The organism is Francisella sp. SYW-2, assembly GCF_008711475.1.
Classification (GTDB): Bacteria; Pseudomonadota; Gammaproteobacteria; order Francisellales; family Francisellaceae; genus Francisella; species Francisella salimarina.
On sequence record NZ_VXKO01000017.1, the window covers coordinates 1 to 18,379 of the forward strand.

An 18,379-nucleotide genomic window follows, 5' to 3' on the forward strand; every position below is an offset into this window, starting at 1 on the left:
TAGGTGTATTCATATCAGCATAAAATGCTGATATGAAACACAAAAGTAAGATTTTGAGTCAGATTTATCTAAAAAATACTCAATATTAAAACATATGAAAAAGGGCTTTCATTAACTCAACAGCCTTAATGAGATAAAGGATTGTGTTGTTACATCAAAACTTTGTTATGGTTCTAATTACCCTGTATCAAATAAAGATAATTATAATAAATGGTTTAATATAGTTTATAACACATTTGCAGATGCTAAATTACAGCAAGATATATTCTTTAATACCGCTAATAAGTTGTATAGATTTAACCTTTAGTAGAGACTTTTGTTGAAGTATAGATATTTTTGAAGAAGATTAGATATATGCTTGTATAAGCTGTTATAAATATCATATTAATCGTGAAGTTTGACCAATACATAGTCCATAGAACACTTTTGTCTTTTATCATAATTGGGAGCATTACTATATTGTTTATTAGGATAACTATCGCAACACTTATTATAGTTGAGAAGAAGATATTATTTTTTAAGAGTTTCTTATAAATCCAACTAAAAATTGAGACTTCTGCTAGATTTGTCACAAAGGTGCTTAACATTCCTGATAAAAATAACAGTATCGTCGGCTCAGCGATTTGGTGTATAGCGCTTGATCTTATGTGATTATTATCTCCGATTATAGATATATCAGCCAAATGAAAAAATGATGATGAATAAACGCCAAAAGAGTATATGCCATCCATTACCATAGCTAGAATTATTAATTTATAAGTGTTTTTTAGGCCATAAATTATTGAACAAACATCTAACACGACAAAAATTCCTGCATATACCAAAGATGATTGTGTTATTACTAGGTGAGTACCTAAAAAATTAATATTTATAGTGTTAAGAAAAAGTGGGTCACATAATATTTTCAATGTGATAAAAAGAGCAGCAGGAGTGATATATTTTATAAATTTATTTGACTCTAAATTATTAAGGTTAGCAACTTCCATGATAATGATATTTGTGTTAAAACGCTATAAATTGTATATTTTTTGCATAAGAAATACGACAAAAATATTTGGTGTTTATATTTTAGAGTTGGGCATAGTGTGTTATCACATTGATAAAAAAACTAATATGGATATAATGTTTAAAACTATATTATTAAATATTCAATTAAGGCTATATTTTGGATAATAGTTTGGAGCTATTTCTGCATTCATCTAATTATATTTTATTAGCGTCTGGCTTAATATTGTTTTTTGCGATTGTATCTCAGTTTTTATCATGGAGGCTAAAACTTCCTTCAATACTATTTTTGATCCTTAGTGGTATTATTTTAGGACCTTTATCTGAAGCTGTATTTCAAGGAGGCTTTAAACTTGTAGATGGTACGATTATTTTTGGAGAAGCATTATCTCCATTTGTATCAATTTGTGTGGCCATTATCCTCTTTGAGGGGAGTTTATCACTTAATTTTAGTAAGATTAAGAGTGTCAGTAGTGTTGTAATACTTTTGACTACCGTAGGATTAGGGGTTACAGTGATACTCACAGCAATGTTCTGCTATTACGTCATTGGCTTGAACTTAGAGCTATCTATGCTAATAGGCGGTATTACATGTGTTAGTGGTCCAACTGTTGTACCTCCATTAATGAGAACTGTTAGACCGAAAAGACATATTGCAAGTATCTTGAAGTGGGAGTCTATACTTGTAGATCCTATAGGAGCTTTAGTAGTTGTATTCATGTTAGCATGGTTCGTTATAGGGGGGAATTATGCAAATCAGCCTAATGGAACAAGTATATTCATAGCTTATATAATCTTCGTATGTATTTTGGGAATAACTTCGGGCTTTATTTTTGGCTACTTGATAGGACTAAGTTTTAGAAAGCATTATATTCCTGAATATCTAAAAAGTTTTTTTGTGTTAGCTGTAATAGTTGTAGGTTTTATACTAACTGATGCTACTATGCATGGTGCAGGGCTTTTAATGGTAACGGTTGCTGGTCTTGTGATGGCTAATATGAAAGATATTAAGATGTCTGATATTTTGTCATTTAAAGAAAATCTAAGCATAGTTATTATTTCAGTTCTTTTTATAGTGCTAGGTGCAGAGATAGATTTTAGTTTGTTCAAAGACTATTGGCTAGATCTAATAGTGCTCTTTTTATTTTTACAGTTTATTTTGCGCCCAATTGTAGTTCTATTATGCTCTATTAAATCTAAAACAACTTTTGCAGAAAGAATTGTCATGGGTATTATTTATCCACGAGGTATTGTAGCAGCATCTGTAGCGGCACTAGTTGCTGTAAGAATTACTAAATCTCATCCTGAGCTGTACGATGAGGCGAACACTTTAGTATTCTTTGTATTTATGATAATTGTTTTTACTGTGGTTTTTCAAAGTATATTTACTCCTTATATATCAAGACTTCTTAAAGTTACTGAACCTGAAGGTAAAGGGTTTTTGATAATCGGCGGGAATAGGTTTGCACGTGAACTAGCAGAAGTGTTTGTCAAAAATGATATTGAAGTGGTTGTTACTGATTCGTCTTGGGTAAATGTCCAAAAATGTCGTCAGTTAGGCTTGAATACGTATTATGGTAGTCCTGTGTCAGCACACGCTGACTGGAGTATTAATTTGGTGGGGATTGGAGCTATGCTAGGATTATCAACTAGCGAATATGTGAATGCTGTATCAGCCATGAAATATAGGTATGAATTTGGTTCAAATAATGTTTTTGTGTTAAGAGCATCTCAGAAAGAAAGCTATAAAGGCATAGGGTCGATAGAAAATAATCTAGCAAATCTGTTGTTTGAAGAGGGTACTGATTTCAACGTTTTAATAGAGAGACTGAATCAAGGTGCTACTATTAGGAGTACAAATATTACACCTAATTACCCACTCGAGAAATTCTTTAAAGATAATCCTAATGCTATAGCATTGTTTATAATTGATGATAATGGCTATGCTCAGCCTTTTGATAAAGATAAAAGGTTAAGATTTGATAGCTATAGTTTGGTATCATTAAGAGATGATGTTAGTAAGACTAGAGAGCAGCTATGTCTAGATGTGTAAGAGTTTTTAATGATAAAGTACCAAATATTGATGCTTCAGCCTATGTTGATGAATCAGCCGCAGTGATAGGAGATGTGATTCTAAGTCAAGATGCATCTATATGGCCTCAAGTTAGTGTGAGAGGTGATCTCTTAACAATAACTATTGGAAAAGGGACCAATATTCAAGATTGTAGTACATTACATACTACAGAGTACCCAAAGGATTCGGGTCAAGGATATCCTCTAACTATTGGAGATGATGTGACTGTAGGACATGGTGTGATATTGCATGGCTGTGATATCAAAAATAATTGTCTAATAGGTATGGGATCTATAATTCTTGATGGAGCTGTTGTTGAACCTTGGGTCTTCTTAGGCGCTGGAAGTTTGGTTCCTCCAGGTAAAGTTCTAGAGTCTGGTTATATGTACTTAGGGTCGCCGGTCAAAAAGATTAGGCCAATCAGTGATCATGAAAGACAAATTATTAAAGAAAATGCTGAGCATTATGTTAAAGTCAAAAATAGATATAAAGCACAAAATTAGATTAGTATTAACTCTGATTTTCGTATCGTTATTAGTATCGTGCACTAGCGTGCAATCTAGTATTGCTCCAATAAATGATAATATGAAATTTGATCAGAAAACAACATCTGAACAACTTTTGCAGTTAAACAAGTGGCAAACAAAAGGGATTATAGGAATTATCTATAATAATCAGGCAGAATCTGCTAACTATATATACACTCAAGATGGTGATAAATTTAGTATTAGCTTATATGGTCCTTTGGGTATAGGTAGTGTTGAGATAAAAGGAGATACTGATGAGGTATCGCTTGAAAATAGCAAAGGACAAAAAATAGTAGCTAAAGATGCCAAAACCTTAATGTTAGAGCAGTTAGGTTGGTATGTTCCCGTTGATGGGCTTAAGTATTGGATCAAAGCTGTAGCTATACCAAATATCAAATATAATACGCAACTGAACTCACAAGGGTTGCCACATAAATTATCTCAAAATGGTTGGAATATTTCTTATCAGAATTATGAACTAGTTGATTCTAAGTATCCGTTACCGGCTAAAATTAGAATGTCTAGAGAGAATATAACGTTAAAGATTGTTATAAAGTCATGGCAAATATAGAACCCAAAAACTATCAAAGTTATGCAAAAATTAATTTGTTTTTGCATATATTAAATAAGCGAGATGATAGATATCATAATTTACAAAGCTGGTTTACATTTTTGGATCTAAAAGATCATCTTAGCTTTAGGTTTAATAATTATAGTAAGATTGAAATTACAAGTAATATACAAATAGCTTCCCAAGAAGATAATTTGATTTATAAAGCTGTTAAAGGGTTTCAAGAGGCTTATAATATTGAGAATATCGGAGTTGATATTGATATTATCAAAAATATACCAATGGGTGCTGGTCTCGGTGGCGGAAGTTCAAATGCAGCAACCACTTTAATAGCATTACGAGATTATTACTTACCTGAACTATCAAATGACCAGATGATACCTTTAGCTAAAAAACTTGGAGCAGATGTGCCGATATTTCTGTATGGCAGATCAGCATGGGCTGAAGGGATTGGAGATATTTTATACCCTAAGGAATTTGAGCAACAATATGTACTATTAATTAAGCCTAATATTCATATTAGTACCAAAGAGTTTTTTGAAAGTAAGAATTTAGCTAAGACAAAGGATATATTATCAAAAGATCTGAGCTTTGATACTAACACTATGCATAATGCTTTTGAAAATATATTCTTTACAAAGTATCCTGAGTTTAAGCAATATTTGTATAGTATTGATGATGGTTTTAGAATGACAGGAACTGGATCATGCTTTTATCTACTTTCTAATAATATTAATAAACTACAGCAACTTGCAAGAAAATTTGATAAACCTCTTGACAAATGGGTGGTCAAAACATTAAACTATGCCTACTAACTTTCGTTAGTGCTTATGTTGGGCTATCGCCAAGCGGTAAGGCAACGGGTTTTGATCCCGTCATGCGCAGGTTCGAATCCTGCTAGCCCAGCCATAAAAATTCAATATTGTATACTTTAATTGTTCTAGTCAAAAATATCAGTACTATATATTGATCTAATAAATAATATATAAAATTTTTGCAGAGATGGACTATTAATCGTTATACTATTTGCATAAATGAATTTTATTATACGGAATTAATATGTCTACACAATATCATATTGGAACACCTAGTAAAAAGTGGGGCTCTGAAGAAAAAGTCCAATGGTTATCAGAGCAAAGCAAAAAAAGATCATACAAAGAAGAAGCTGAAAAAAAGATTTTGGCACTATCAAAAGATTTTGATATCGATGTTTATGGAGAGCTTGATTATCCAGTAGGCAGTTATAAGTTGTATGCACTTAAAACTAAAAACTGGGATGCTAGTAAGCCCTATGTTTTAGTTACAGGTGGTGTACATGGTTATGAAACAAGTGGTGTACAAGGAGCTATTAGTTTTGCTGCAACTAGAGCAAAAGAGTTTGCAAGTGATTATAATATCTTGATACTGCCTTGCTTAAGTCCTTGGGGATATGAAACAATTAACCGCTGGAATCCTAATGCTATGGATCCTAATAGATCGTTCTATCTAGAGAGTGGTTGTGATGAGTCGGTTTTTGCAATGAAATATATTAATTCGTTGAATATTGAACTTCTGATGCATATAGATTTGCATGAGACAACAGATGCTGATGACAGTGAATTTAGACCAGCATTAGCAGCTCGTGAGGGTATAACTATAGATAAATGGGGTATTCCAGATGGATTTTATTTAGTTGCTAACAATAGAAATCCACACTATGACTTCCAGAAATATATAATTGATGCAGTAGCAAAAGTTACTCATATTGCTCCTACTGATCCTAGCATAAATATATTAGGTGATGATATTATCAGAGATGGAATTATGGCATGTGATTCAGACAAAGAAAAATTATGCATGTCTTTATCAAATGCTGAGTATACAACTACGACTGAGGTTTATCCAGATAGTCCAAGAACAAATCCTCAAGAATGTATACTTGCTCAAGTAGCGGTAATAGTTGCAGGTTTGAACTTTATTAGCCAGCAAAAATAAAAGGAAAATATAAATGTTAAATGGTTTGATTAATGTAGCGACTTTTTTGATAGATATTGTCTTTGGCATTTATGCTTTTATACTACTGTTTAGATTTTTCTTACAGTGGGTAAAAGCAGATTTTTATAATCCAATTTGTCAGATGATTATGCGTGCGACAAATGCTGCTATATTACCTCTAAGAAAATTTATACCAGGATTTTTGAATCTAGATTGGTCATGTATAGTAGCTGTGTATATTGTGTTTGTGGTGCAGGACTTACTTGTAGGCTTATTAAATGGGATAGGTCTTAGTTTGATGTTTATTTTCTTTAAACCGGTGATTGATATAGTTTTTGCAGTTATTAATATGTATGTATATTTGATAATAATAAGAGCAATATCTAGTTGGTTTGTTCAAGGAGGCTATAATCCAATTATTATGGTTATATATCAAGTTACGGAACCATTATTATCAAGAGCTAGAAATATAATCAAACCAACTAATTCAGGATTTGATTTTTCTCCAATTATTGTATTAATTGGTCTATTTTGTATTCAGATATTCATACAAAGCATTATTGCACAGTTTTTTCATTACTGATTAATAGCATGTAGAGTCGAGCTAATATCTTTAATAACTATTCTAGTTGAATCACATTCGAGATCACGAGGATAGTTAAGTTCTATAGTTTTTTCTGATGCTATACGTCCTGGATTACTATCGAGAATTATTACTCTATCTGCCATATTTACAGCTTCTTCAATATTGTGTGTAACAAGAACAATGGCTTTTGTCTTAGCCTGACCAGTATGCCATAGACGCATAATGTCATCTCTTAAAGTTTTGGCAGTGACTATATCAAGTGATGAGAAAGGCTCATCAAGAAATAGAATCTCTGGCTCAATCATTAGTGCTCTAGCAAATCCCACACGTTGTTTCATGCCTCCAGAGAGTTCGCTTACATAGGCATCCTCAAAATCATTTAAGCCAATCTTTTTGATAATCTCTAGAGCTTTAGGTTTGCTTTGTGATCTAGGTATACCAAGAGAGTCTGCACCAAAAAGAACATTTTCTAAAACATTTAGCCATGGTAGGAGGGCAAAGTTTTGAAAAACCATGCCGATGTTTTCTAAAGGGCCATCAATAGCCGAACCCTTATAAAAAAGTTTTCCAGAAGTTGGTTTTAATAGTCCGCTTAATATTCTTACAAGACTAGATTTGCCTGCTCCTGATTTGCCAACTATAGCGATTATCTCATTTTCTCTTACTTTTAAAGTTAGATTTTCAATTACTCTTTTTATATTCTTTTTATCTTGCTTATAATCTAGGCAAATATCGTAGCAATTTATTAACGTGTTATTTTTAAATTCAGTCATGTTCATTCTCCTTTTAGATATTTATGGATTAGTTACATTTGTATTTTGTTTCAGCAAGTTTATATAATGGCTTCCAGATAAATATCACACACAAAGCCACTAATGAGCACAATGCAACTACCGCTAGGGCTGCTTCATGAAGTTGGTTATTGCCTGTTGTGGTAGATACCAGTGCGCCAATTCCATCTACCTTAATAGTATTTGAGCCCCATATTACCAATTCAGCTGCAATTGCCGAGTTCCAAGCGCCACCTGCAGCACTAATAATTCCGCAGACTATATATGGAAATACAGCAGGTATTGCAAACTTAAACCACCATTTCCAACCTTTTAGATGGAAAGACTTTGTCATTTCTATTATTTCTGTAGGCAAGCTAGAGACACCCGCAATTACATTAAATAGTACATACCAAGAGGTTCCTGTCATTATTAATGGAATACACCAAACATTTAGCGATCCACCACCGCCTAATATAAGTACAGCAACAATCGGAAAAAATATTGGTTGTGGTATTGCTGCACCTATTTGTATTATTGGTTGAATAGCTTTTGTACGTTTGCTCGACATACCTATCCATATACCTAATGGTGTACATATAGCGACACTTATCATCATGGCAATAGTCACACGAACAGTTGTCTCTATCATTAGTGGTATCAAATAACTCATATCACCATTTGGGAAGAAGTGCCACAGAGCATTACCTGCCCATACACATGCTGAGATAATTACTATATACCAAGCAATACAGCTAAGCTTTTTCAATATCTTGAGGTCTCTAGTCGGTGATTTGAGATTAATTTTTTTACTTAAAAAACTAGCGCCATTAATTAACCAAAATATAATAGTGCTAAAAATAGGCTTTATAGCATTTACAAATTGAGATTTTTTATATGAGCGATAAAGCCAAGGGCTATCTGTAGTTTTATTGTTGATAGATTCGTATTTGAACTTCTCTGACCATTTGACTAAAGGTCTAAAAAGTAGCTGATCAAATAGAGCTATATTAATGATAATAGCCACAAGAGCATATAAGATAGCTGTTATATTTGAGTCAGTTAATGCCAGCGCTATATACGAGCCTATACCAGGTAAGCTAACATCGCCTGTGATAGTCGGGATAGCTTCACTAGCTGTGATAGCGAACCAAGCAGCTGATTGAGAAACCATAATATTCCAAAGTAAACCAGGTACCGAATAAGGTAGTTCAATCTTCCAAAATCTTTGCCATGCGTTGAGTTTGAAAGCAGTTGCAGCTTCTGTTAGCTCTGCAGGGACTATTCGTATAGTTTGGTATAAGATTAGTGCCATATTCCAAGCTTGAGATGTAAATATTCCAAAGATTGCTGCAGCTTCTAAACCCATAATTGAGTGTGGAAATAGAAAAATAAAAAACGCGGTGGTAAATGTCAAAAATCCTAATAAAGGTGCAGATTCTAGGAAATTTATGATTGGCAAACATACTCTAGCGAAGTGTTTATTCTTAGCGCATGCATATCCAGCTATCAATGCAAAAGCAAATGAAAATATCATACCTATAATCAATCGCATAGTAGTACGCAACATATAGTATGGTAAGTGGCTTGGATCAAGTGATATTGCTGAAACTGATGAAGCATCAATAAATGATTGATGCATATCATTCCAAGCATAATAAGCTAGTGCGCTAACAACTAATATTAAAGCTACTATAATCACATCAGCTTTATTTGGTAGAAATCTCTTTTTTGTTATTGTATAACTTGCGAACATTATTATTCTCCTTAGTAATCGAATCAAGTTATCTTAGAGTTACTAATTTTGTGATTATATGAACTTATAGGACTTATATATCTTAATGGCTATAAAAGTATTACAAGTCTATTTCTAATTCATTATCTTGAATTAAATAAATAGACTATTTTTAAGTAATTTAGCTTTAGATACAACTATCCCTATACAGACAGTTTAAGGATATCTTTGGTTGAAAATAGCCCTTAAACTGATTACACAAAATTAGTTATATGAAGTTAGTTGTGACTAACAACTCGGAGGTTGTAGTGTGTGAGTTATAAACATTTGATGCCTCCTTGTGAGAGGTTGCTACTACAGTAGCGCTTATTTTGCGGAGATTCTAGCGCTATAAATCATGTTTTGCAATATGTTTTAGCAGATTTTATAGTAATTATCTTAGAAAGAGTCGATTAACTTGAGTTTTTTTATAAGAATCATTTTAAGAAGCATCACTATCATGATAAATTCTTATCAGTACTATGATTTTTTAATGGTTTTTATTAACAGTAAGAGAGTATATTCTAATAGCTCTTTTATATTCAAAACATAGAATATAACTAGTTAAAAAATTTGTATCTTGGTAGTAAAGAAATATTTTTGTTTATTGATGTATAAGTAAGTTGTTTTTTTGAAGTTTTATCATGACTAAGTTTGGTATTTTTTCAGCTATTAGTTATCGTTGAATTAAGCTAATATAAAAGCAGGAAAAGAGTCGTTTACTTGTTATATGTTATACAAAAAATGTTTACTCATAATGCTTTTGTTTGTAAGTGTTTGCTCTTGCTATTCATATGATAGGATTGAGGATTTTAAATATAACCAAAATATTCTTCTCACTGGTGTTATCAGTAGTATTCCCAGACTAGAAGGTAACGATTATAAGTTTATTTTTCATAGCTATAAATACGGAGATGTCTTACTAAAGGTTAACAGATCATATCGCCATTATTTAGTACCAGCAAATAAGTTAGAGTTAGAAGCAAAAGTATATAAGCCTCATGAGTATGATAATGTAGAAGCTTTTAACTATTCTGAATATTTAGATCATAATGATATCGTTGCCATAGGGCGGATGGTGGATAATACGGATATTATCTACAAAGGTACTGCAAGCTTATACTTGCCCGAAAGGATAAGGTATTACTTATTTAATAAACTAGAAAAAGATTTGCGAGGAAATGAACTTAAACCTTATATTCTAGCATTACTTATTGGCGATAAAGAATTTAGTCAATCTCAGCAAAATCTATTGATAAGCTCTGGTACATCACATCTAATGGTAATTTCAGGATTACACATAGGACTTTTGGCTTTTATTACTTTTGTTATTTTTAGAGGCTTATGGTCATTATCACCACACTTATGTCGCAAGCTGCCAGCACAATATGCAGGTGTTATTAGCTCTGTCATAGTAGCTTTTATATATAGTTTATTAGCGGGCTTTAGTTTGCCAACACAACGAGCATTGATAATGCTTCTAGTGGTAGCATTATTTTGGCTTTTGGGTAGGCGTATTTCGATAGTTAAATCACTGATTGTTGCTTTAGGCATTATAATGTTGATTAATTTTGAATCAATATATAGTGTGAGCCTATGGTTGAGTTTTTCAGCTGTTGTGCTCTTGGTTATTATTTCTATAGTGTTACAACAATATAAATCAACATTAGCAAAAACATTACTTGCACAAATTTATCTAGCAATCTTTTTAGTACCAATTTCAGTTTATTATTTTGGCGGTTTCTCAGTTATTTCGATTTTAGCAAATATCATTGCAATTCCATTGGTTAGTTTTGTTATAGTGCCATTACTGTTAGTATGTTTACTACTATCTTGTGTTGGACTAAGTTTGTGGATCATTCCTAGCTTAATTATTAAATTATTAATTTATTATTTAAGCTTTTTGACGGGTTATGCTGGCTTTATTGAGTATTGGAGTTATTTTTCATTTTTTAGTCTTATAATTATTATTTTTGGGACTGTTCTAGTTATTTTCCCATTCAGTAATTCAATCAGACTGCTTGGATTAGCTTTATGCTTAGTGTTTTTGCAATCTTCAGAAAATACTTCAGAGAAATATCAATACTTTAGGATACATATTTTTGATACTAAAAATTTAATGATATTAGTTGAAGAAAATGGTAATAGTCTTCTATATACTTCAGCTGAAAACTTAGAGAATGAATATTTGTTGACAAATATTTTAGGTAACTACATTAAGCTAGTAGGTATTAAACAAATTAATTATTTAGTAGTGGTTGGTTCAAGTGATAATGATTTGGTTTTTAATTTTATTAAACAAATAGTCTCTGTTAAGAAAGTTGTTACAAATTTACAAACTAATAGAAAACATCAAAGCTGTAGCTATAAAAATAATTTTAACTTAACTGGGGATACAAAAGTAAAGTTTCTTTCTAATGATGAAAGTTGCTTTATAACTATTGGACACGGAAATAAAGAATTCTTAATTGTAGATAACTCAAGTACTAAAGATCAGCAACAAATTTACACTTTATACAATAGAGTTATTAATCCAAATATAGTGATTAGTCCTTTGATCCTTAGTACTAAATTTTTAAAATCAAATATTGATTACCTAGTATACATATCTGATAAGCCATTGAATAAACAGGTTTATAACAGTAGTCGGATAAGGATATTTGACACATATAATAATGGGGCTATAACCGTCATGATAGATAGTGATAGTCACTTAATAATAAAGTCTTTACTTAAGCAATATTAGTTAAAAACGATTAATATCTTTTATAGTCTTTCAAAAAAGTTTTTATTAATGATAATATTTAAGCTAACAATCAGTAATTTTTAATAATCTTTGATGATAAATGTTATTAAGTATGCTTACTATGGATTATTCTCGATAGTATGTTTGATGTCTACTGCTATAATTACTTTTATACCAGTATTTATTTTTTCATTAATTAAGCTTTTGGTGCCGATAAAGGGTATAAGGTATTTTTGTACTTCAGCAGTTCAATATTTTGTGAGTGTATGGGTAAGTGTTGTTATTTTTATTGCTCGATTTTTATCACCTACTGAAATTGATGTTGATCAGAATAAAGAGTTGGATAAAAATGGCTCTTATTTAATTATATGCAATCACAAAAGCTGGCTTGATACTTTTATATTAATGATGATTTTTCATAAGAAAATAGCCTTTCCTAAATTCTTTATGAAGTTTCAGGTATTCTTTATACCTGTATTAGGGTTGATTGCATGGGCTTTAGAGTTTCCAGCGATGAGACGCTATAAAAAAGAATATCTCAAGCAGCATCCAGAGAAAAAAGGCGAAGATATTAAAAAAACTGTTGAGTACTGTAAAAAGCTATCTTCTAGACCAACAACTATAGTTAACTTTGTTGAGGGTACTAGATATACCTCACAAAAGGCTGTTAAGAGTAACTATAAGAATTTACTTAATCCAAAAGCTGGAGGTATAGCAGTTATTCTAAAAAGTCTCTCAGATAGGATGGTAGGGGTTCTAAATACGACTATAGTTTATGATAATCCTAAACAGACTTTATGGGATTATATGACTAGAAGAACTAAGCAGATCAAAGTGAAAGTAGACTTAATCCCTATATCTGAAGTACCTATGGGAGATTATTTTAGTAGCGAGGCTGATAAGGAGCACTTCCAGACTTGGTTAAATCAACTTTGGCAAACTAATGATGAATATATTTCTAAGGAGGCAAAGAAAATTACTTACTAGCTATTAACCCCGTTTTTATTAAATTCTGTATTACCATAACTATAAAATACTACGTTAAGTTTATTTCAGTAACTTTTACATGATTGTACTAGTTTTAAGTTATTTTGTACTATGAATATAGTTAGCTAACTAAAAGAAACGACAGGCAATCTAATAGAGTAGTTTTATTTTGAGAAAAGTTTTTAGAAATAAAATTAGTTTAATGTATGCGGAAGCCAGTTAAGCTCAACAAATAAGAATAGTGCTGAATAAATACCCATAAAGATGAAAGGCATATATATTTCGAGTATTCTGATAGGTTTGAAAGATCCTTTTTGTTCAGCGATATGCTCCTCAGTCAACCATACTTTTGAAGGAAGACGCTTCTCAAGAGACGGAACAATACTGTTTTTTATTTGTATGTGATGTCTAAAGAATCTTATAATTTTCCACCAAGCATAGCAGAATACTAATCCCGCAAAATAAGGTATAGTAACAAGTATGCCTGATGGTGGGTTCTCAACATTAATGTTATTACTAATTGCCAAAGCAACAGTACCTACAAGAACAAGGTTGAAAACTAAGAAGAATAAATTAATTACAATTCTTCTATAGCTAGTTCTGTCGGTTAGCTCAACATATATTCTATATTGCTCAATTAGCAGTTGATTATACTGCTCGTTAGATAAATTACTTTCATCTTCATTGCTCCATAATTTATCTTGTATATCTTTATGATTAATCTTTTCCATTTTATTCCTTTTTTATCTATAAGCTTAAAAGAATTCAGCAGTCTTAATGCTATTATATTTTGAGATAATTAGCAAATTTTTAGTGCCTGTGCTTACCTATATCTATCTCTAGTGATTATATCAATAATTCTTGACGGTTGTGAAGAGTTAACTTCTCTTTCTAAGATATAAATATTGTTAAAAGTTTTATTAATTGAATGAGAATTGTTGATGAAATCTTGTCCAGATATATTTGCACTAGTTGAAATAATAGCATCATCAATTTTAGTACAAATATTTGTTATGATATCTGTTGTTACTAAGCGTATAGCAATAGTTGGTTTCCCTCCTGCTAGCCATTGTATGCTTTCTTTGCCTGGTACGATCCATGTCGTGGGCTGTTCCTGTACTGAACATATTTCTTTGATTTGCTTTGCTGATAGCACAGCAGTATCTGTATATTTTAACAAATGTTTGTAGTTATGTGAGATTATTATAAATCCTTTGCTTGAGTCTCTTTTTTTTAAGCTGATAATTTTTGCAACAGCATCTTTGGATATCCTACAGCTTAGACCATATACAGTATCAGTTGGGATGCTAACAGCCTGGTTGTCAGAGATTTTCGATATGATTTCATTCAAATCTTTTGTGAGCATACTATTTTTGTCAGATTTATAAATTAGGGATATTTTATTATATTTTATGAATAAAAAAACCCCATAAACTATAAATAGTTTATGGGGTTTAGTTAGATCTAGATTTTAAAAGATTGAAGAAGTATTACTTCTTATTTAGTTGCTCTTTGATTAAGTCACCAAGAGTTGTAGGAGTCATTTGCTCTACTTTGTAATTAGACTTAGCTCCAGCCGTAGTATCTTCATCAACAGCCTTGATAGAAAGAGCAATACTTCTTTTCTTAGTGTCGATGTTTATGATTCTAGCCTCAACTTCTTGTCCTTCACTTAACTCATCACTAACATTTTTAGTATGCTCAGCAGAAATCTCAGAAATTCTGATGAAACCATCAATGTTATTGTCAGCGTCAAGCATAACTACAGCACCGTTATCTTGTAGTTTAGTAACGTTACCTTTCACTAAAGATCCTTTAGGGTGGATATTTATGAAGTTCTTGAACGGATCTTCAGAAAGTTGCTTCATGCTAAGGGCAATTCTCTCAAGATCAGTGTTTACAGAAACTAATACTGCTTCAACTTCATCACCTTTTTTAAGCTCTTTAATTGCTTTAGCTGGGTTATCCCATGCAACATCTGAGATGTGTACAAGACCGTCGATACCACCTTCTAGTCCGATAAATACACCAAATTCAGTAATTGATCTGATTTTACCAGTTACTTTATCGCCAGGCTTATAGTTTTTCTCAAACTCATCCCAAGGGTTAGCTCTACATTGCTTGATACCTAGAGAAATTCTGTGATTATCAGCATCTAGTTCAAGTACTATAACTTCAACTTCTTGACCGATAGATACAGCTTTATGAGGATTAACGTTTTTGTTAGTCCAATCCATTTCAGATGTGTGAACTAGACCCTCGATACCTTCTTTTAACTTAACAAAACAACCGTAGTCAGTTATGTTAGTTACTGTACCCATAAGCTTAGCACCTACAGGAAGCTCATTAGCGATGTTTAACCAAGGATCTTCACCAAGCTGCTTGATACCTAGAGAAATTCTTTGCTTCTCTTTGTCGAACTTGATTACTTTAACATCGATTTCTTGACCTATAGATAATACATCTGTAGGGTGGCTAATTCTGCTCCAAGAGATATCTGTGATGTGTAGTAGACCATCAACTCCACCAAGATCGATAAATGCACCGAAGTCGGTGATGTTTTTAACGATACCTTGAAGTACGCTACCTTCAGAGATTTTCTCTAACATAGCATCTCTATCACCAGAGTTATTTTCTTCGATTACAGCTTTTCTAGAAACAACGATGTTATTTCTTTTAGTATCGATTTTAACAACTTTTAACTCGATATCCTTGTCTTCTAAATGAGCAACATCTTTGACAGGTCTTGTATCAACTAATGAACCAGGTAAGAATGCTCTTAGACCCTCAACATCCATAGTGTAACCACCACGAACATGATTAGTGATTCTACCAAGAACAGTTTCATTGTTTTCGAAGGCATTTTCAATCCTATCCCATAGCTCGATTTTTTTAGCTTTATCTCTAGATAATCTAGTTTCACCACAGCTATTGTCCAGTGCTTCTAATACAACGTTGATTTTATCACCAGCAGCTACTTCTAGTTCACCGTTGTTATTTTTCAAAGAAGATACAGGGATGAAAGATTCTGATTTAAGACCAGCATCAATCATTGCAAATTCTTTGTCTATGCTTACTACAGTTGCTTCGATGATTTTACCTATTCTCATCTCTGTTTGTTTCAGAGACTGCTCAAATAGTTCTTTGAAATTTTCTGACATTTTTTGATTTCCATTTCCAGTGTGGTTGGTTATACATAGTTTGACAAGTACCCACTGGTTTATATATAAAAAGTACTAGCAAACAATTATGTAATGTATTATCTTATCTAAGAGATGTAAATTCTTCAAGAAGAAAATTCTAAAACTTTATGCCTAATTGTCCAGATGAAAATATTTTCTATATGCGAAAGGCTTATGAGCAAGCACTGTTGGCTTATGATGCAGGTGAAGTTCCTATAGGAGCAGTGCTTGTCAAAGATGATCAGATAGTCGCACAAAATTTTAATAAAACGATAATGATGAACGACCCAACAGCACACGCTGAGATTTTAGTTTTACGTGAGGCTGCTAAAAAACTTCAAAATTATAGATTAGTTAATACAAAATTGTATGTTACTTTAGAGCCATGTATAATGTGCTTGGGTGGTTTGGTTCAGGCTAGAGTATCTGAGTTGATTTATGCTTGTTATGATACTCGTGTTGGGGCTTTTTCTCATGAAAAGTTGCATCAAAACAAGAACATCAATCATAGCCTTAAAGTAACATCTGGTGTGATGACTGAAGAGTGTAGTACGCTCTTAAGGGATTTTTTTAAACAAAAAAGAAATTAGGTACTTATGCAAAAAGAAAAAATTGTCGTTCTATATGGTGGGGACTCTCCAGAAAGAGAAGTATCTCTGAAATCTGGTAAAGCAGTTTTGGATTCTTTACTAAATCAAGGCTATGATGCGTCTGGCTTAGATGCAAGCTCAAAAGATTTGGTTACTAAACTTATAGAGCTAAATCCTGATAAGTGTTTTATTGCATTGCACGGTGAAGATGGCGAAAATGGTAGGGTAGCAGCATTGCTTGAAATGCTAGGCATTAAGCATACTGGCTCAACTATGAAATCATGTGTCATAACTATGGACAAAATGATCTCGAAAGAAATATGGATGCACCATCGTATGCCTACACCCATGGCAAAGTTCCTTACAGATAAATTAGTGGAATCTGATGAGATTAGTTTTCCTGTTGCAGTTAAACCAAGTAATGGTGGATCTAGTATAGCTACTTTCAAAGTAAAAAATTTTAAAGAGCTTGAAGAGGCATATAAACAAGCTTCAGAGTATGGTGAAGTAATGGTTGAACAATGGATTACTGGTAAAGAAATAACTGTAGCTATTGTTAATAATGATGTTTACTCATCTGTCTGGATCGAGCCATTGAATGAGTTCTATGACTATGAGTCAAAATATAGCGGTAAGTCAATATATCATGCACCTAGTGGATTATGCGAGCAAAAAGAGCTAGAAGTTCGTCAGTTAGCCAAGAAAGCCTATGACCTATTGGGATGTAAAGGACATGCTCGAGTCGATTTTATATATGATGATAGAGGAGATTTTTATATTATGGAAATTAACTCATCACCAGGTATGACAGAGAATAGTTTATCTCCAAAGTCAGCGGCAGCTGAGGGGATTGATTTTGATAGCTTTGTTAAATCAATATTAGAACAGGCACAATGCTAAAGATTTTTAAAAAATTTTCTATACTAAGCTTTATTTTCGTAATAATTTTTGGTGCTGTGATTTTTATTGCTAGTAAGACAGATAAAAAAATCTCAAGGGTAGATGTGGTCTCTAATGATGGTTTGGTATACATTTCAAAGCAGGACTTAATTAATAAAATAATAGGTTTAAACGATAAAGAGTGGTTTGATCTTAATATTGATACTGTTGAGAAGTATTTTTATGATATGAAAGGGGTTGACTATACCCTTGTAAAGAAAGTTTGGCCTTCAACTTTAGTTGTATATGTCTATGATCATAAGCCTGTCGCGTATTGGAATAATAACCAAATTCTGCTTGATAATATGGATATTATCACTCCAGTTGTTTTTAATTATGATCAAAATTTACCATACATAGATAGTAATGATGATGCTGGTAAGGACTATATCTATGAGACTCTACAAGAGTTAAATAAGGTAGCTGAAAATAATAATATGCAAATAGTCAAAATATCCTACAGAGGTAATCAGTTTAGTGTCTTACTTACAGATGATATTGAAGTTGTCCTAGGTTCTATAAAATTAAAAAAACGACTAAATCTGTTCTTTAAATCATATAAAGATGTTAAAAACTACAAATCTGTGAAATATTTTGATATGAGATACAGTGATGGTTTTGCAGTAAAGTATAACTAGAAAAAGATTTATTTTA

The 18,379-nt window shown here is 32.2% G+C and carries 17 protein-coding genes and 1 tRNA gene; 12 read left to right on the top strand and 6 right to left on the bottom strand.

Going from position 1 to position 18,379, the window contains the following annotated elements; translation table 11 throughout:
- Nucleotides 1–296 precede the first annotated feature (296 nt).
- The gene (locus F3D57_RS06335; protein WP_150465607.1) at nt 297–986 is read right to left on the bottom strand and encodes a VUT family protein; all 690 of its coding nucleotides are present in this window, start codon (nt 984–986) and stop codon (nt 297–299) included.
- A gap of 179 nt (nt 987–1,165) precedes the next feature.
- Between F3D57_RS06335 and F3D57_RS06340 the strand changes: the two genes are divergently transcribed.
- The 7 genes from F3D57_RS06340 to F3D57_RS06370 all read left to right on the top strand — a co-directional run bounded on the left by F3D57_RS06340 (nt 1,166) and on the right by F3D57_RS06370 (nt 6,734).
- Nucleotides 1,166–3,058 carry a cation:proton antiporter gene (locus tag F3D57_RS06340; protein ID WP_150465608.1) on the top strand — a complete coding sequence of 631 codons (1,893 nt, stop codon included), beginning with the start codon at nt 1,166–1,168 and terminating at the stop codon, nt 3,056–3,058.
- The gene (locus F3D57_RS06345) at nt 3,043–3,582 is read left to right on the top strand and encodes a gamma carbonic anhydrase family protein (RefSeq protein WP_150465609.1); all 540 of its coding nucleotides are present in this window, start codon (nt 3,043–3,045) and stop codon (nt 3,580–3,582) included. The genes F3D57_RS06340 and F3D57_RS06345 overlap by 16 nt, the downstream gene beginning before the upstream one ends.
- Nucleotides 3,545–4,177, top strand: coding sequence for a lipoprotein insertase outer membrane protein LolB (gene lolB / locus F3D57_RS06350; RefSeq protein ID WP_411961501.1), 633 nt, complete (start codon nt 3,545–3,547; stop codon nt 4,175–4,177). Before F3D57_RS06345 ends, lolB begins: the two co-directional genes overlap by 38 nt.
- Nucleotides 4,165–4,992 carry a 4-(cytidine 5'-diphospho)-2-C-methyl-D-erythritol kinase gene (ispE, locus tag F3D57_RS06355; RefSeq protein ID WP_150465611.1) on the top strand — a complete coding sequence of 276 codons (828 nt, stop codon included), beginning with the start codon at nt 4,165–4,167 and terminating at the stop codon, nt 4,990–4,992. The genes lolB and ispE overlap by 13 nt, the downstream gene beginning before the upstream one ends.
- A gap of 19 nt (nt 4,993–5,011) precedes the next feature.
- Nucleotides 5,012–5,086: transfer RNA gene (locus F3D57_RS06360), tRNA-Gln, on the top strand.
- Between the two features lie 150 nt (nt 5,087–5,236).
- Nucleotides 5,237–6,151, top strand: coding sequence for a M14 family metallocarboxypeptidase (locus F3D57_RS06365; protein ID WP_150465612.1), 915 nt, complete (start codon nt 5,237–5,239; stop codon nt 6,149–6,151).
- A gap of 13 nt (nt 6,152–6,164) precedes the next feature.
- Entirely contained in the window at nt 6,165–6,734 is a 570-nt protein-coding gene (locus F3D57_RS06370) for a YggT family protein (protein ID WP_042524337.1), read from the top strand.
- Here the strand turns inward: F3D57_RS06370 and F3D57_RS06375 are convergent.
- Both F3D57_RS06375 and F3D57_RS06380 read right to left on the bottom strand, forming a co-directional pair.
- The gene (locus F3D57_RS06375) at nt 6,728–7,510 is read right to left on the bottom strand and encodes an ABC transporter ATP-binding protein (protein ID WP_150465613.1); all 783 of its coding nucleotides are present in this window, start codon (nt 7,508–7,510) and stop codon (nt 6,728–6,730) included. The genes F3D57_RS06370 and F3D57_RS06375 overlap by 7 nt on opposite strands.
- Nucleotides 7,511–7,538: 28 nt before the next feature.
- Entirely contained in the window at nt 7,539–9,263 is a 1,725-nt protein-coding gene (locus F3D57_RS06380) for an ABC transporter permease subunit (RefSeq protein WP_150465614.1), read from the bottom strand.
- Nucleotides 9,264–10,011: 748 nt separating this feature from the next.
- Here F3D57_RS06380 and F3D57_RS06385 point away from each other — a divergent pair.
- Both F3D57_RS06385 and F3D57_RS06390 read left to right on the top strand, forming a co-directional pair.
- Nucleotides 10,012–12,027 carry a ComEC/Rec2 family competence protein gene (locus F3D57_RS06385; protein ID WP_150465615.1) on the top strand — a complete coding sequence of 672 codons (2,016 nt, stop codon included), beginning with the start codon at nt 10,012–10,014 and terminating at the stop codon, nt 12,025–12,027.
- 93 nt (nt 12,028–12,120) lie between these two features.
- Entirely contained in the window at nt 12,121–13,014 is an 894-nt protein-coding gene (locus F3D57_RS06390) for an acyltransferase (protein WP_150465616.1), read from the top strand.
- A gap of 194 nt (nt 13,015–13,208) precedes the next feature.
- Here the strand turns inward: F3D57_RS06390 and F3D57_RS06395 are convergent, their stop codons facing one another.
- The 3 genes from F3D57_RS06395 to rpsA all read right to left on the bottom strand — a co-directional run bounded on the left by F3D57_RS06395 (nt 13,209) and on the right by rpsA (nt 16,175).
- Nucleotides 13,209–13,745 (bottom strand): hypothetical protein, encoded by a 537-nt coding sequence (locus tag F3D57_RS06395; protein ID WP_146421668.1) that lies wholly within the window; start codon nt 13,743–13,745, stop codon nt 13,209–13,211.
- Nucleotides 13,746–13,837: 92 nt separating this feature from the next.
- Nucleotides 13,838–14,380: an L-threonylcarbamoyladenylate synthase gene (locus F3D57_RS06400; protein ID WP_150465617.1), complete on the bottom strand. Its 543-nt coding sequence runs from the start codon at nt 14,378–14,380 to the stop codon at nt 13,838–13,840.
- 124 nt (nt 14,381–14,504) lie between these two features.
- A complete protein-coding gene (gene rpsA / locus F3D57_RS06405) occupies nt 14,505–16,175 on the bottom strand; it encodes a 30S ribosomal protein S1 (protein WP_146421670.1) in 1,671 nt (556 codons plus the stop codon).
- Between the two features lie 149 nt (nt 16,176–16,324).
- Between rpsA and tadA the strand changes: the two genes are divergently transcribed.
- The 3 genes from tadA to F3D57_RS06420 are packed head-to-tail and all read left to right on the top strand — an operon-like array spanning nt 16,325 to nt 18,363.
- Complete coding sequence (gene tadA / locus F3D57_RS06410; protein ID WP_149369092.1) at nt 16,325–16,786, top strand: tRNA adenosine(34) deaminase TadA; 462 nt, start codon at nt 16,325–16,327, stop codon at nt 16,784–16,786.
- Nucleotides 16,787–16,792: 6 nt separating this feature from the next.
- A complete protein-coding gene (locus F3D57_RS06415; RefSeq protein WP_150465618.1) occupies nt 16,793–17,686 on the top strand; it encodes a D-alanine--D-alanine ligase in 894 nt (297 codons plus the stop codon).
- Nucleotides 17,680–18,363, top strand: a complete 684-nt coding sequence (locus F3D57_RS06420) for a cell division protein FtsQ/DivIB (protein WP_150465619.1) — start codon at nt 17,680–17,682, stop codon at nt 18,361–18,363. The genes F3D57_RS06415 and F3D57_RS06420 overlap by 7 nt, the downstream gene beginning before the upstream one ends.
- Nucleotides 18,364–18,379 lie beyond the last annotated feature (16 nt).

What these genes read in the sequence shown, in the direction of transcription:
- F3D57_RS06370 (WP_042524337.1), top strand. Translation starts at nt 6,165, where the DNA reads ATGTTAAATGGTTTGATTAATGTAGCGACTTTTTTGATAGATATTGTC.
- ispE (WP_150465611.1), top strand. Translation starts at nt 4,165, where the DNA reads ATGGCAAATATAGAACCCAAAAACTATCAAAGTTATGCAAAAATTAAT.
- F3D57_RS06400 (WP_150465617.1), bottom strand. Translation starts at nt 14,380, where the DNA reads ATGCTCACAAAAGATTTGAATGAAATCATATCGAAAATCTCTGACAAC.
- F3D57_RS06390 (WP_150465616.1), top strand. Translation starts at nt 12,121, where the DNA reads ATGATAAATGTTATTAAGTATGCTTACTATGGATTATTCTCGATAGTA.
- F3D57_RS06375 (WP_150465613.1), bottom strand. Translation starts at nt 7,510, where the DNA reads ATGACTGAATTTAAAAATAACACGTTAATAAATTGCTACGATATTTGC.
- F3D57_RS06365 (WP_150465612.1), top strand. Translation starts at nt 5,237, where the DNA reads ATGTCTACACAATATCATATTGGAACACCTAGTAAAAAGTGGGGCTCT.
- F3D57_RS06415 (WP_150465618.1), top strand. Translation starts at nt 16,793, where the DNA reads ATGCAAAAAGAAAAAATTGTCGTTCTATATGGTGGGGACTCTCCAGAA.
- tadA (WP_149369092.1), top strand. Translation starts at nt 16,325, where the DNA reads ATGCCTAATTGTCCAGATGAAAATATTTTCTATATGCGAAAGGCTTAT.
- lolB (WP_411961501.1), top strand. Translation starts at nt 3,545, where the DNA reads ATGTTAAAGTCAAAAATAGATATAAAGCACAAAATTAGATTAGTATTA.
- F3D57_RS06335 (WP_150465607.1), bottom strand. Translation starts at nt 986, where the DNA reads ATGGAAGTTGCTAACCTTAATAATTTAGAGTCAAATAAATTTATAAAA.
- F3D57_RS06380 (WP_150465614.1), bottom strand. Translation starts at nt 9,263, where the DNA reads ATGTTCGCAAGTTATACAATAACAAAAAAGAGATTTCTACCAAATAAA.
- F3D57_RS06385 (WP_150465615.1), top strand. Translation starts at nt 10,012, where the DNA reads ATGTTATACAAAAAATGTTTACTCATAATGCTTTTGTTTGTAAGTGTT.
- F3D57_RS06395 (WP_146421668.1), bottom strand. Translation starts at nt 13,745, where the DNA reads ATGGAAAAGATTAATCATAAAGATATACAAGATAAATTATGGAGCAAT.
- F3D57_RS06420 (WP_150465619.1), top strand. Translation starts at nt 17,680, where the DNA reads ATGCTAAAGATTTTTAAAAAATTTTCTATACTAAGCTTTATTTTCGTA.
- F3D57_RS06345 (WP_150465609.1), top strand. Translation starts at nt 3,043, where the DNA reads ATGTCTAGATGTGTAAGAGTTTTTAATGATAAAGTACCAAATATTGAT.
- rpsA (WP_146421670.1), bottom strand. Translation starts at nt 16,175, where the DNA reads ATGTCAGAAAATTTCAAAGAACTATTTGAGCAGTCTCTGAAACAAACA.